General features: G+C 35.5%; 12 protein-coding genes and 1 riboswitch. Of the genes, 9 read left to right on the forward strand and 3 right to left on the reverse strand.

Translation table 11 applies throughout. The annotated features are described in order from the left end of the window. Positions 1-167: 167 nt before the first annotated feature. The 3 genes from L1276_RS23625 to L1276_RS23635 all read right to left on the reverse strand — a co-directional run bounded on the left by L1276_RS23625 (position 168) and on the right by L1276_RS23635 (position 2,900). Positions 168-980 carry an AraC family transcriptional regulator gene (locus L1276_RS23625; protein ID WP_253792133.1) on the reverse strand — a complete coding sequence of 271 codons (813 nt, stop codon included), beginning with the start codon at positions 978-980 and terminating at the stop codon, positions 168-170. A 364-nt stretch (positions 981-1,344) separates the two neighbouring features. After that, complete coding sequence (locus L1276_RS23630; protein WP_253792136.1) at positions 1,345-2,223, reverse strand: oxidoreductase; 879 nt, start codon at positions 2,221-2,223, stop codon at positions 1,345-1,347. Positions 2,224-2,513: 290 nt separating this feature from the next. Next, the gene (locus L1276_RS23635; protein ID WP_253792138.1) at positions 2,514-2,900 is read right to left on the reverse strand and encodes a DoxX family protein; all 387 of its coding nucleotides are present in this window, start codon (positions 2,898-2,900) and stop codon (positions 2,514-2,516) included. 170 nt (positions 2,901-3,070) lie between these two features. On the opposite strand from L1276_RS23635, the gene L1276_RS23640 reads away from it, so the two are divergent. The 9 genes from L1276_RS23640 (at position 3,071) to L1276_RS23680 (ending at position 12,926) form a co-directional block, all read left to right on the forward strand. Further along, entirely contained in the window at positions 3,071-3,643 is a 573-nt protein-coding gene (locus tag L1276_RS23640) for a Crp/Fnr family transcriptional regulator (RefSeq protein WP_253792140.1), read from the forward strand. Positions 3,644-3,962: 319 nt separating this feature from the next. Continuing rightward, positions 3,963-4,517 (forward strand): YceI family protein, encoded by a 555-nt coding sequence (locus L1276_RS23645; RefSeq protein ID WP_253792142.1) that lies wholly within the window; start codon positions 3,963-3,965, stop codon positions 4,515-4,517. Positions 4,518-4,522: 5 nt separating this feature from the next. Beyond that, positions 4,523-4,741: a 4-oxalocrotonate tautomerase family protein gene (locus L1276_RS23650; protein ID WP_012025971.1), complete on the forward strand. Its 219-nt coding sequence runs from the start codon at positions 4,523-4,525 to the stop codon at positions 4,739-4,741. A gap of 5 nt (positions 4,742-4,746) precedes the next feature. Continuing rightward, the gene (locus L1276_RS23655) at positions 4,747-5,481 is read left to right on the forward strand and encodes an SDR family NAD(P)-dependent oxidoreductase (RefSeq protein ID WP_253792144.1); all 735 of its coding nucleotides are present in this window, start codon (positions 4,747-4,749) and stop codon (positions 5,479-5,481) included. Positions 5,482-5,554: 73 nt separating this feature from the next. Then, positions 5,555-5,932 (forward strand): nuclear transport factor 2 family protein, encoded by a 378-nt coding sequence (locus L1276_RS23660; RefSeq protein WP_253792146.1) that lies wholly within the window; start codon positions 5,555-5,557, stop codon positions 5,930-5,932. Positions 5,933-5,948: 16 nt separating this feature from the next. Next, entirely contained in the window at positions 5,949-7,034 is a 1,086-nt protein-coding gene (locus L1276_RS23665) for a nitronate monooxygenase family protein (protein ID WP_253792148.1), read from the forward strand. Positions 7,035-7,099: 65 nt separating this feature from the next. Then, the gene (locus L1276_RS23670; protein ID WP_253792150.1) at positions 7,100-7,654 is read left to right on the forward strand and encodes a hypothetical protein; all 555 of its coding nucleotides are present in this window, start codon (positions 7,100-7,102) and stop codon (positions 7,652-7,654) included. A gap of 272 nt (positions 7,655-7,926) precedes the next feature. Next, a riboswitch (SAM riboswitch) is annotated at positions 7,927-8,027 on the forward strand. Between the two features lie 252 nt (positions 8,028-8,279). Further along, positions 8,280-11,450, forward strand: coding sequence for a TonB-dependent receptor (locus L1276_RS23675; RefSeq protein ID WP_253792152.1), 3,171 nt, complete (start codon positions 8,280-8,282; stop codon positions 11,448-11,450). A gap of 18 nt (positions 11,451-11,468) precedes the next feature. Beyond that, a complete protein-coding gene (locus tag L1276_RS23680) occupies positions 11,469-12,926 on the forward strand; it encodes a RagB/SusD family nutrient uptake outer membrane protein (protein WP_253792154.1) in 1,458 nt (485 codons plus the stop codon). Positions 12,927-12,950 lie beyond the last annotated feature (24 nt).

Genomic DNA, 12,950 nt, shown 5'->3' on the forward strand with positions numbered 1-12,950 from the left:
TTAACCTAATGCAGTTTGTCATTTCGAGGAACGAGAAATCGCACACGAAACTCGACAAAGATTGGAGAATTACTGTGCGGAATATCTGGTGCGATTTTTCGTTCCTCGAAATGACAAACTGTGACTAAATCCTGCGACTGATCACTAAAAAAACTGATCACTGAACACTAAACTTTAGAAGGCGGTAACCCAAACTGTTTCTTAAACGCAAATGAAAAATGCGACAAATCCTCAAAACCCACTTCTAAATAAACTTCCGAAGGCGTCTTTCCCTTTTCTTTAATTTGATAATATGCTTCCTGTAATCTTTTCTGAATGAGCCATCGACTTGGGGAAAGATCAAAAATACGCTGAAAATCCCTTTTAAAAGTTGCCAGACTTCTTCCTGTTAAATAAGCAAAACGATCTAATTGAACATTAAAATGAAAATTCTTTTTCATAAACGCTTCCAGATCAATTTTTCCGGGTTCGTTAAAATCAAATAGGATATCTTTTAATTCCGGATTGCATTGCAGTAAAATAGTAATGGCTTCATTTACTTTTAAAGTCTGAAGTTCTTCGGTTATTAACTGATCTTCGTTAATGTATGGAATCAGCGAATTCATAAAGCTTTTTAGTAACGGAACTTCTTTTAACTGAAAAACACTTTCTGTTTCCGGGCTTTTAATCAAACTTGTTTTCTGATTGTATTGTATCGAATAATCACGAAGTGCTTCCTGATTCAGATAAATGGAAATAGACTGAAAAGCGGTATTCGGATCGGGTTGTTTTATGAATTTGATAAGTTGATTTCTTTTGATAAATCTAAAATCCCCAGGATTAAAAACATATTCTTTATTCCCGTTATTTAAAGTAAGAATTCCCGAAATCTGAAAACTCAAAACATGCTGTGCAGCAAATTGCTCGCCTTCACGATTCTGTGTGTAATAGCAGGAATAAGCAATTGGCGAGGTTTTCTGATTTATTTTTAAATCGTTCATATCACAAATTTATAAAAATTTAAGTTGGAGAATATTTTAAACACATAGAAACATAGGTTATTTTCTTAGTAAAAGATGTTTGAAAAAATCTAGATTTTCACACATAACTTTATGTTTAAAATATTTCACGCAGATTTTAATGATTTAAGCAGATATACGCAGATTTTTTTAAAATTTAATCTGCATAAATCTGCTGCCCGAGCGATAGCGAACTGGCGAAGCAAATCTGTGTGATAAACAATAAGCTATGTTTGTTTAAACAAGTGAAACGCTTTTATAGACAAAGAAAAACTATGTTCCTATGTGTTTAAAAAATTATGCGTTATAATGATCTTATTGCCATTGATATTGCATTTTGTAATTGTTATTTCTTACCAGTATACCATTTTCCCTGAGCTGTATCGAAAAAACTTCCAGAATCCTCATGATCCGTGGATAAACTTATATTCATCCATTTTTCCATTTCGTCAGTTCTGTTTTGATCAGCGTGTTGTAAAATCCCAATTGCTTCACTTCCTAAAATAAGATGCACAGGCGGATTTGGATGCGAAGCCAGATCAACCATTACTTTAGCCGCTTTTTCAGGATCTCCAACAGGAATAAAATTTCCTCCTTTAAAGAAATCGGTGCGTTGTTTCACCATTTCGTAACCTTCAATATCTTCGGCATAGGTCATTGATGCACCAGCCCAATCCGTACGGAATCCGCCAGGTTCTACGCTCGTAACTAAAATTCCAAGCGGCGCAACTTCTTTGGCTAAAGCCTCGGTAAATCCGCCAAGACCAAATTTAGCAGCCTGATACATTGTTAAACCCGGATTCCCAACGCGTCCGCCAACAGAACTGATTTGTAAAATTCGGCCAGAACCTTGTTTACGCATAAAAGGCAGAACGGCACGTGTAATTTCAATAGGCGCATATAAATTAGTTTCTAACTGACTTCTAACTTGTTCGCTTGTATAAGCTTCTGCAGCACCAATAATCCCGAATCCGGCATTATTAACCAATACATCGATTCTTCCGAAATGCTCCACGGCTTTATTTACTGCCTGATGCACTTCATCATAATTGGTAACATCTAATTTTAAAGGCAGAATCTGATCCTGAAATTTTTCTTTTAAATCATTTAACTGATTAATGTCTCGTGCAGTTGCCGCTACTTTGTCTCCGCTTTCTAAAACTGCTTCAGTAAGATTACGTCCTAATCCTCGAGAGCTTCCTGTAATAAACCATATTTTGTTCATTGTAATTGTGTTTTTAAGTTCATTACAAATTTACGGCGGGAATGGAGGTTGTTGTTTTGTTGAAAAGCTCAAAATTATTTGTTTTAAGGCTCAAGGGTGTTTTGCCACTAATGCACAAAGGCGGTAAGTTTTTTTTGCCACAGATTAAAAGGATTAAAAGGATTTTTTATTTCACGCAGATTTAAAAATATTTAAGCAGATTTACGCAGATATTTTTTTAATAATCTGTGCAATCTGCCTAATATGAGTGAAATAAAACTTAGTGCCTTTGTGTCTTTGTGGCAAAAATATTAATGTAATGCATAAGTTGCAGTATATAATTTTCTAAACATTATATAAGTAACACTTACCATTACAAAAGCGATAATCGCATCAATAGTTGCTGGAAAACCTAATACAACCAATTTTGAAAAGAAAGCGAAAATAATGTCGAAAAATACTCCCGCAAATACCCATTCTTTTAATCGTAATAACTTATTCGGAATTAATAAGGTGATGACTCCTGAAACTTTCATTACACCTAAGATGTAAATGAAATGTGCCGGATAACCTAGAAGCTGTGTAATTTCCCAAACTAATTTGTTGGTTGTCAATTCAAAAAATCCGCTGGCACCAAACCATAAAGAAGTTAAAATAATTCCTGTCCAATAAATAATTTTTGTTGTTTTTGCATTCATGATTTTAAATTTTAAGTTGTTAAACAGGACAAATTTGCGTCAACGGCAGTCGATTTCATATTCAAATTTTGGTGAAACGGACAAATTCAAATCTCAAATAGACAATCAATAAGTTCATTTGATTTTATAACTTTACAAAGATTTTCAAACCAAAATAGTCACCATTTAAAATGGAAGCCAAAACACTTTTAAAAGAACATATCGCCAAAACAGTTTCGCTGACAGAGGAAGAGTTTGATTATTTCTTTTCGCATTTCAAGCCATTATCTTTTAAAAAAGGACAAACGATTATCAGTGCAGGCGATAAAGTCGATTGTGAGTATTTTGTTATTTCGGGTTGTTTGAAAGCTTTTTATATTAATGACGAAATCAAAATGTACATTCTCCAGTTTGCGATGCCAACCTGGTGGACGTCTGATTATAATGCGCTTTACAACCAAAGTCCGGCTGCCATAAATGTGGATTGTATTACAGATGCTGTTGTGCTTTCTCTGTCTAACAGCGACCGCGAGAAACTCTGTGCCGAATTTCATCAGGTGGAGCATTTTTTTCGCTGGCGAACGAATAAAGGCTACATCGCATCTCAAAAAAGACTTTTATCTTTTATGAATAATAATGTCAAAATTCGTTACGAAGAACTTTTGGCTTTATATCCTCAATTATACAATTTAGTTCCAAAGCATTTAATTGCTGCTTATTTAGGTGTTTCCAGAGAAACTCTTAGCCGACTTTATAATTCTTGATTTTTTTAGCCCACGGATTTTACGGATTTTTTTTGTTTTGTGTAGATTTGGTTTCTCACAGATTTTCTGATTGAGCAGATTATTTTACTGCTGAGAAATATTGCCAGTGGTTTCAACCACAGGGATTTAGATTATGACAACACTTGCGTTCCAGCGGTTGAAACCGCTGGCTATGCTTTAGATTCTATATCTAAAAAAAACTTAGAACCTTAGCAGCTCAGCCCCTTAGAACCTCAAAAAAAAGAATGTGATCTACATCACGTAACCGATTTCCATAGTCGCCGTTCCTTTGTACTGTACTTTTAAATACAACAAAAAAATGGAAACAATAAATTTTGAAATCGTAAGCTCAAACAGCAGCGTAGAATGGACTGGTAGAAAAGTTACTGGTGCACATAATGGTACAATAGGTATCAAAAATGGTAATTTCATCTTTAATGATGGAAAAATAAATGGAGGAAATATTGTAATCGACACTACTTCGATTAAAATTCTGGATGTAACAGATCCGGCAACGAACACTCAATTTGCAGGACACCTTGCATCTGATGATTTTTTCTCTATCGAAAAATTCCCAACAGCAGCATTACATATTTTAAGTGTAAAAGAAATATCAGGTACAACGTATCATCTTGAAGGAAACCTGACTATAAAAGATATTACACATCTTGTTGGATTTGAAGCACAAGTAAACAATGACAACAACACCCTTTCACTTGGAGGTAAATTGATTATAGATCGTACCAAATACGATATCAAATTCCGTTCAGGAAATTTCTTCAAAGATTTGGGAGACACTTTAATCTACAACGACTTTGAGCTAGATTTTAATATCACTGCCGAAGCTGTTTTTACAGGACAATCTAAAAACTAATTATCATGCCTTACGTAAAAATCGAATTGACCCGCGAAGGAGTAACACGCGGGCAAAAACAAGAATTAATCAGCGGGATTACCAACCTGATTACAGAAGTATTAAATAAAGATCCGCATTTGACTCACGTTGTGATTCAGGAAATCGAATTAGACGATTGGGGTTATGCAGGAGAACAAGTTTCAGTATTAAGAGAAAAAGGCATAACAGCCGACAAAAAATAAGTATCATGAAAAAACAAACAATAATCGTTACCGGAGCAGCTTCAGGTATCGGAAAAGGAATCGCTAAATATTTCTTGGACAGAGGCGATAATGTGGTTATAAACTCAGTTACAGCATCTTCATTAGAAAAAACTTTCAATGAATTTGGCGCAGGCGAAAATCTGGCAATGTTTGCCGGAGACGTAAGCGATAAAAGAACAGGCGAGCAATTGGTTAAAATTGCTTTAGAAAAATTTGGTTCTGTAGATGTATTAATTAATAACGCAGGGATTTTTGCCAGCAAACCATTTTTAGAAGTGGACGAAGCGTATTTAGATACATTTTTAAAAACCAATCTAAAAGGAACTTATTTCACAACACAATCAGTAGTTCCGCAAATGCTGAAACAGCAAGGCGGAGTTGTAATCAATATCGGAACTCCATTAGTAAATCACGGTTTAGGCGGATGGCCTGCTTCGGCTCCAATTGCAAGTAAAGGTGCCATTCATGCTTTAACGATTCAGTTAGCGGCAGAATTCGGAAAACAAAACATTCGTTTCAATACCGTTGCGCCGGGTGTAATTCGTACGCCAATGCATGGTGACAACGCAGATCAAAGTGCCGGATTGCATTTATTAAACAGAGTAGGAGAGATCGACGATGTTTCTGAAATGGTCTACACAGTTGCCAAAAGCAATTTTATTACCGGATCAATCATCAATGTTGATGGAGGAAAAGGTGCAGGACACAATTTAAATTAAGGTGAAAACTATATTATTAACTGCTTTTATGCTCTGGAGTTTTCAGGGCATAAAAGCTCAAAATACTAATAAAATGGAAAATCAAATAGAAATTCAGGCCATTACCGATGCAATAGAAAACTATTATTTTAAAGGCATTTATGAAGGTGATGAGATTTTGCTTGGCAGTATTTTTCAACCCGGAACATTTCTTTTCGGAGATATAAACGGACAGCCCTATTTTAAAACTGTTGATTTGTATTTAGACGGGGTTAAAAACAGACAAAGTCCAAAGGATTCAGGAAAACCTTTTAAAGGTGAAATTCTGCATATAAGTGTTGTAAATTCTATCGCTGTAGCGGAATTAAATGTTAAAATGTACGACTTTAATTATAGGGATTTTTTATCTTTCCATAAGATTAATGGCAAATGGCTTATCGTCAATAAAATGTTGACAGATACCAATAAATAACTTAAATTTTGAAGCTATGTGGTACAATACAAAAGCTAAGGAACTGTTAGGAATTGATTATCCAATTTTACAAGGCCCTTTTGCAGGCAATTTATCAACGGTAGAATTAACGGCGACGGTTTCTAATCTTGGCGGATTAGGCGGTTATGGAGCTTACACTTTAAGTCCGCAGGAAATTTACGAAGTTGATAAACAAATAAAAGCAGCCACGGATAAGCCGTATAACATTAATCTTTGGGTTTCAGATCATGATATTCCGGATGGAGGTTTAACCGATGAACAGTTTGAGAAAACAAAAGCACTTTTTAAACCTTATTATGACGAGTTAGGAATTCCGTTACCGGAAAAACCTGCACCGTTTCAATCGAGATTCGAAAACCAGTTACAAGTTATTTTAGATGTTAAACCGAAGGTCTTCAGCTTTATGTTTGGCGTTCCTTCAGATGATGTTTTAGAACAATTTCGAAGATCAGGAATTGTTACCGTCGGCGCAGCTACAACGCTTGATGAAGCTATTTTTCTGGAAAGTAAAGGTGTAGATATGATTATCGCTTCTGGTTTTGAAGCTGGCGGACACCGACCTTCTTTTTTGACCAATGCCGAAGCATCTGTAACCGGAACTTTTGTTTTACTGCAGTTAATGCGCGAAAAAATTAAAACTCCAATCATTGCAGCTGGTGGAATTGCCGACGGAAAAGGAGTTGCCGCAGCCTTAACATTAGGCGCAAGCGCAGCCCAAATAGGAACGGCTTTTTTAGCTGTAGATGAATCGAATGCATTACCCATTCATAGAGAAATGTTGTTTTCTGACGCAGCAAAATATACAACGCTTTCACGTGCATACACGGGTAGACTTGGACGCGGAATTACAAGCCGAATTGCAAAAGATATAATTGGAAAAGAATCGAACATTCTTCCTTTCCCATTGCAGACTACTTTTATTTCTCCTTTGAGAAAAGCGGCTCTTGATCAGCAAAAATGGGATATGATCTTATTTTGGGGAGGACAAATTTCGCCAATCTTAAAACATACAAAAGCAAAGGAATTGATGTATTCATTGATTGAAGAAACTACGGCTTATTTTAATGATTTAAAATCTTAACTTTAGATTGTTTTAATTAAAAAGCTTTGGAGAAAATCACTGTAATTTCAAATCAATAATTTTAAATGAAGTTAAAGAAGAGTATTAAAATTGAATCGGCAAAAATAGGAAAGGATAAAAACCATTCTTTTATAAAATGCAACTTTAGCGTTTTAGAATTAGAAAATTTCTTGAAAAGAAAAGAATATTTTTTCAAAAGAGACGGTATTAATTCAGATTATATTCTATTGGTTTTATCTTCTCAAAATAAGGGTTATAAAATATATTTAGGAGATTCGGCTTATGAAAAATCAATTGATAAAAATATTAAATTACTTAAAGAACATGTTTTTATTCAAAACAAAAAAGTTACTTATAAAGAATATTTTGTTGTTCTCAAAAAAGATCAATTTATAGAAAATGAAGCTGTATTTTATGAATTATTCTCCTTGTTTAGTTTTTTATTGATTGCAGAATTAAAAGAAAAGCTTTCCAAAGATGATTTATTAAAAAAAATAAATAGATTTAGTCTTTATGGAATTTTCAATTTTAAACGATGGTCAGGTATTTCGAACGACCAGCTTTTTTTTGATGTTGATCATAACTTCGGAACACTAAAAAATTATGCCGTTCAGATCTAATACAAACTCATTTCAAAAACAGAAATGAGTTTTTTTTATAATTTTTCTGCAGCAAAAAAATACTATTTGCTGTTTTTTAGCAACGAAACGTATGAATTCCCGTTATAAAAAAATACTTCTTTAAAATTTACTTTATCTATAAGTGGTTAATTTATAGGTGTTTATAATTTTTCAAATAACCTTTTTAATTAAAATTTTAAAAAATATAATTTTAAATACTACTAATTCGGTAGAATTAATATATATTTGTATCACAGAAAAATTCTGAATGATACTTATCCAGAAAGACCGAGGGAATAGGCCCATTGACGTCTTAGCAACCTGTTGCCGAATAAGGTGCTAAATCCTTCCCGCCTTGCGGGACAGATAAGAAAGATTTTCCTCAAAATCTGAATAAGGGTCATCATTGTTAAAATTATTATTTTTTTAAAATGAAAACCAAACTACATTATTTACAAGCCAGTTACGAACATCTGAATTCAATTTTCGAAGAATATAGTCTTTCTGTTTTCCGAATGCGAAAACACTAAACTCCCATACATATTTCTTTTTAAATAGCATTTGCTAAAGGCCTTTTTTGCATTGGCCCAGGAATTCTTATGTTCAATCTTAAACTAAAACCAAAATGAAAAAAATCTTACTAAGCTTATTATTTTTGCTGAGTATAATACCGAGCCAGATTCTGGCACAGGACCGAACGATCAACGGAACGGTTCGTGATTCTGAAAACGGCGAGCCGCTTCCAGGCGTTACTATTGCAGCATCCGCAAGTAATAAATCTTCAATCAGTGATGCTGACGGTCAGTTTTCTATTGCTGTATCTCAAAGTGATAAAGTTTTAACCCTGAGTTATGTGGGCTACAAATCGATAGAAAAAAATACAAATTCTTCTTTTTCCGATGTTCGTTTAACTTCTGAAAACACCACTTTAAAAGAAGTTTTAGTTGTAGGTTACGGTACACAGAGTAAAAAAGAATTTACGGGTGCTGCAGCCAGAGTAACTTCTAAAACTATTAAAGATATTCCGGTTCAGAGTTTTGAGCAGGCACTTATAGGAAAAGCTTCGGGAGTAAATGTTTCTACACCAAGCGGTGTTCTAAATGATGCTCCGGTAATTCGAATTCGCGGCGTAAATTCCATTTCGTTAAGTACTTCTCCTTTAGTGGTTATTGATGGAATTCCGGTAAATACAGGAGATGTTTCTACAACCAATTCAGTTGCCAACAATCCGCTGTCTGATATTAATCCGGCTGATATCGAATCCATTGATATTTTAAAAGATGCGGCGTCAACTTCTATTTACGGTTCACGTGCTGCCGGAGGTGTCATTTTGGTGACAACCAAAAAAGGAAAACAAGGGAAAGCAAAAGTAACTTATGATTCATGGATTGGAATCACTAGAGCAACAAGACTTCCTGATCTTTTAAACAATACACAATATGAAGACATAAAAAACGAAGCCGTTTTAAACAGTAAGATATTAACCGGAAACGAAAATAATACTGCTGTTGCATCAGCGCTTTTCTTTCCGTCTTTCAATGCTGATGGTTCCAGAATAAACACTAATTGGAAAGATCAGGTATACCGTGATGCAGTTTCTCAAAATCATAACATTGGTATTTCTGGCGGAACAGATAAAACAAGATATTATTTCTCAACCAACTATTCAAAACAAGAAGGAATTACAAAGGATAATGAGTTTGAAAGAAAAGGCGCAAGATTCAATATTGACCATGATGTAAACAGCTGGTTGAAATTAGGCGGAAATCTTTCTTATAACAACACTTTTAATCAGGCGCAAAATACAGGTTCATTGAGCAGCAGCGGATTGTTGTTAATTGGTGCGGCACGTCTGGCTTTTGCACTGCCTCCAAACGTTTCTCCATACAATGCAGACGGTTCTTATAATTTAAGTTCAACAGGAACAGCAAGTCCGGGAAATAATTTGTTTACCAATACTTTATGGCATCCGGGAGCTTTGTTTGAAAACAGTAAATACACCAGTTCAAACGATCATTTTGTTGGAAATGTGCATGCAGCGATTACTTTTTTTGAAGGTTTTAAATTTGATTCTAATTACGGAATCGACAGGCTTCGTTCTGAAAATATCACGTATTTAAGTCCAAACCTTGGATCTTCGGCTTTTGCTACGGGAGGTTCTTCAACCAATATTGCAGCTTTAAGAAACAATTACAATTTTACAAACAGCTTATCATTTGACAGACGTTTTGGCGAAAATCATCATGTTGCAGCGCTTGCAGGTTATGATATTCAGAAATTTGAAAATTCTTCTTGGGGAGCCAATCAGACGAATGTTTCAGATCCGTTTTTTGAAAATTATCAGGGAACCTGGGGAACTATCAGATCATCTGGAAACAGTTTGTCAGAAAGACTTTTTCTTTCTTCCTTCTTCAGATTATCGTATGATTATGCAGGAAAGTATTTCATTACTGGAAACTTTAGAAAAGACGGAAACTCAGCTTTAGGAGTGAATAACAAATACGGAAACTTTGGCGGTATTTCTGCGGGATGGTCGGTAAGCGAAGAAGCTTTCTTTAAAAACAGCGGCATTATCGATTATTTCAGTTCACTTAAATTAAAAGGAAGCTGGGGAAGAGTGGGTAACGGAAATCTTTCATCAGCGTATGCCTCACAAAATTTGTATGGCGCATCTATTTACGGAACCGCTTCAACCTGGGCCATTTCTCAGGCTGGAAATGAAGATTTAGGCTGGGAAACAAGTGACCAGACCAACATCGGACTTGAAGCAGGTTTCTTTAAAGACAGATTACAGTTAACCGCAGATTATTTCAACAATAATGTAAACGGATTAATCTTAAGCACACCACAATCGCCGTCAAAAGGAATTCCCGGCGATGCTATTCTTTCAAACGTTGGATCAATGTACAATCGTGGTATTGAATTAGGTTTGAATGCTTCAATCGTAAATAATGAAAATTTTCAATGGAAAGCCTCTTTCAATTATACTCACGTAAAAAATAAAGTTACGGCTCTTGCCGAAGGAAATACAGACATTATTGGCTATACGCAGGTTACTACAGAAGCTAATAATATTACCAGAGTAGGTTATTCTGCCGGAAGTCTTTACGGAGCAGTAAGTGCAGGAGTAAATCCTGATAATGGGCGCAGAATTTTCATCAATAAAAATGGAGAAAAAGTACAATACAGTGCCGCAGTTCCTTCGGGACAAAGCAACTGGACATATTTAGACGGATCTACAGCAGGAGCAATTACAGTAGCCGATTATCAGGTTTTGGGTAACGCACTGCCGGTTTGGTATGGAGGTTTAACAAATAACTTTCAATATAAAGCATTCGATTTTACAGTAGGGTTCACTTATTCTGGAGGAAATAAAGTAATGAACAATACGAGAGGAACCCTTTTAGATCAGCGTTTTTACAACAATTCAACAGATGTTTTAAACCGATGGACAACACCAGGTCAGGAAACTAATATTCCGAGATTGGTTTACAACGACGTTATTTCAAACGGATCAAGCGGATTTGCTATTTCTGATAATGCAGAAAAAGCTGATTTCTTAAGATTGCAGCAGTTAGCGGTTGGTTTTTCTCTTCCAAAAAATATTTTGGCAAAAGCAGAATTATCATCGGTTCGATTGTATGTGCAGGCAACCAATCTTTTCCTGATTACATCTTACACAGGCTCTGATCCAGAAACGTCATCAAACGGAGCTTCAACAACTTCTATGGGAGTCGAAAAGAATTCAGTTGGACAGGGAAGAACATTCACATTTGGTCTTAACGTCGGTTTTTAATCTCTAATAAAAATTACAATGAAAACATATTTCAAATCATATAGAAAACCCATTGTTACATTATTGCTGTTGTCGAGTATTGTATTTACTTCCTGCGAAAACAATGAAGATTTAAACATAGCACCGGAAACCACAGTTTCTGACAAGGATATTTTTAAAACTCCGGCAAGAATTGAAGGTTTGGTAAACGGAATTTACAAAGCATTTAAAGGAGCCAGTTTATACGGAGGAAGAATTTTATTGTATCAGGATCAGCGTGGTGAAGATTTTATCAATATTACGGCTAATAATTTTACAGGTTACGAAAGCTGGAACAATTCATACAGTTCGGGTTCAAACGACATTAACAACCTTTGGGGACAAGCTTATTCTGCAATTAATAATGCCAATATTTTAATTGAAGGTTTAGCAGTGAACCAAGGCGTAATTACAGAAGAAAAAGCAAGACAATATATTGGCGAGGCAAAATTGGTTCGTGCATTGGCTTATTATACTTTGGTGATCAACTTCGGACAGCCTTATAATAAAGATGCTGGTGCCTCAAAAGGAGTTCCGCTTCGATTAAAAGCTGAAACCGGAACAGCCAATAATGATTTAGCAAGAAGCTCTGTGGCAGAAATTTATACGCAGATATTAAAAGACTTAGATGAAGCCGAAGCCGCACTGCCGCAGAGTTATGCTACTGCCGATTTAAATACGACAAGAGCACACGTAAGCACAGCAATTGCTGTAAAAACAAGAGTTTATTTAACACTCAACAATTGGGCAAAAGTAATTGAAGAAGCGGCAAAACTGGCACCGCAGAGCCAAGCGCCGTTTTCTACAACTGCCAGCGAGGTTAAGCATGTATTACAGCCGGATATTACCGTAATTTTTTCTTCTAATTATGCAACAGTTGAATCTATTTTCAGCATTCCAATGAGTAGTTTGGATTCGTATACAGGGCAATCTTCAATAGCGTATATCTACAATACCAATTTAGAATATTATCTAAATCCAACGGGAATTTTTGGTGATGCACAATGGAGAACTACAGATAAAAGACGTGATTTAACTAGAACCGTTTCGGGAAAACAATACTTTAAAAAATACGCCAAGCCATCACCGTTCTTAGATTACATTCCGGTAATACGATATTCAGAAGTATTACTGAATTATGCTGAGGCAGCTGCCAAAACCGGAAACCTGACATTGGCTGCGAATCTTTTAACAGCAGTTCACCAGCGCTCTGATGCTTCTTATACTTTTCCAGTTTCAGTGACGTCAGATCAAAATCAATTGATTCAGGCTATTTGGAAAGAACGCCGAATCGAATTATTAGGAGAAGGATTCCGCGGACCGGATTTATTAAGAAACTTAGAGACGCTTCCGGCAAAAGGAGACAGCAAATTGCAGACTCCGGCCGTAACACCATCTGATGCTAATTATATTTTTCCGCCTGCTAATACAGAATTGGCAGCCAATAAATTATACTAATCTAAACCACAATAAATACTAATA

The sequence above is a fragment of the Flavobacterium sp. HSC-32F16 genome (genome assembly GCF_024171645.1).
Taxonomy (GTDB): Bacteria; Bacteroidota; Bacteroidia; order Flavobacteriales; family Flavobacteriaceae; genus Flavobacterium.

What these genes read in the sequence shown, in the direction of transcription:
- L1276_RS23625 (WP_253792133.1), bottom strand. Translation starts at nt 980, where the DNA reads ATGAACGATTTAAAAATAAATCAGAAAACCTCGCCAATTGCTTATTCC.
- L1276_RS23630 (WP_253792136.1), bottom strand. Translation starts at nt 2,223, where the DNA reads ATGAACAAAATATGGTTTATTACAGGAAGCTCTCGAGGATTAGGACGT.
- L1276_RS23635 (WP_253792138.1), bottom strand. Translation starts at nt 2,900, where the DNA reads ATGAATGCAAAAACAACAAAAATTATTTATTGGACAGGAATTATTTTA.
- L1276_RS23640 (WP_253792140.1), top strand. Translation starts at nt 3,071, where the DNA reads ATGGAAGCCAAAACACTTTTAAAAGAACATATCGCCAAAACAGTTTCG.
- L1276_RS23645 (WP_253792142.1), top strand. Translation starts at nt 3,963, where the DNA reads ATGGAAACAATAAATTTTGAAATCGTAAGCTCAAACAGCAGCGTAGAA.
- L1276_RS23650 (WP_012025971.1), top strand. Translation starts at nt 4,523, where the DNA reads ATGCCTTACGTAAAAATCGAATTGACCCGCGAAGGAGTAACACGCGGG.
- L1276_RS23655 (WP_253792144.1), top strand. Translation starts at nt 4,747, where the DNA reads ATGAAAAAACAAACAATAATCGTTACCGGAGCAGCTTCAGGTATCGGA.
- L1276_RS23660 (WP_253792146.1), top strand. Translation starts at nt 5,555, where the DNA reads ATGGAAAATCAAATAGAAATTCAGGCCATTACCGATGCAATAGAAAAC.
- L1276_RS23665 (WP_253792148.1), top strand. Translation starts at nt 5,949, where the DNA reads ATGTGGTACAATACAAAAGCTAAGGAACTGTTAGGAATTGATTATCCA.
- L1276_RS23670 (WP_253792150.1), top strand. Translation starts at nt 7,100, where the DNA reads ATGAAGTTAAAGAAGAGTATTAAAATTGAATCGGCAAAAATAGGAAAG.
- L1276_RS23675 (WP_253792152.1), top strand. Translation starts at nt 8,280, where the DNA reads ATGAAAAAAATCTTACTAAGCTTATTATTTTTGCTGAGTATAATACCG.
- L1276_RS23680 (WP_253792154.1), top strand. Translation starts at nt 11,469, where the DNA reads ATGAAAACATATTTCAAATCATATAGAAAACCCATTGTTACATTATTG.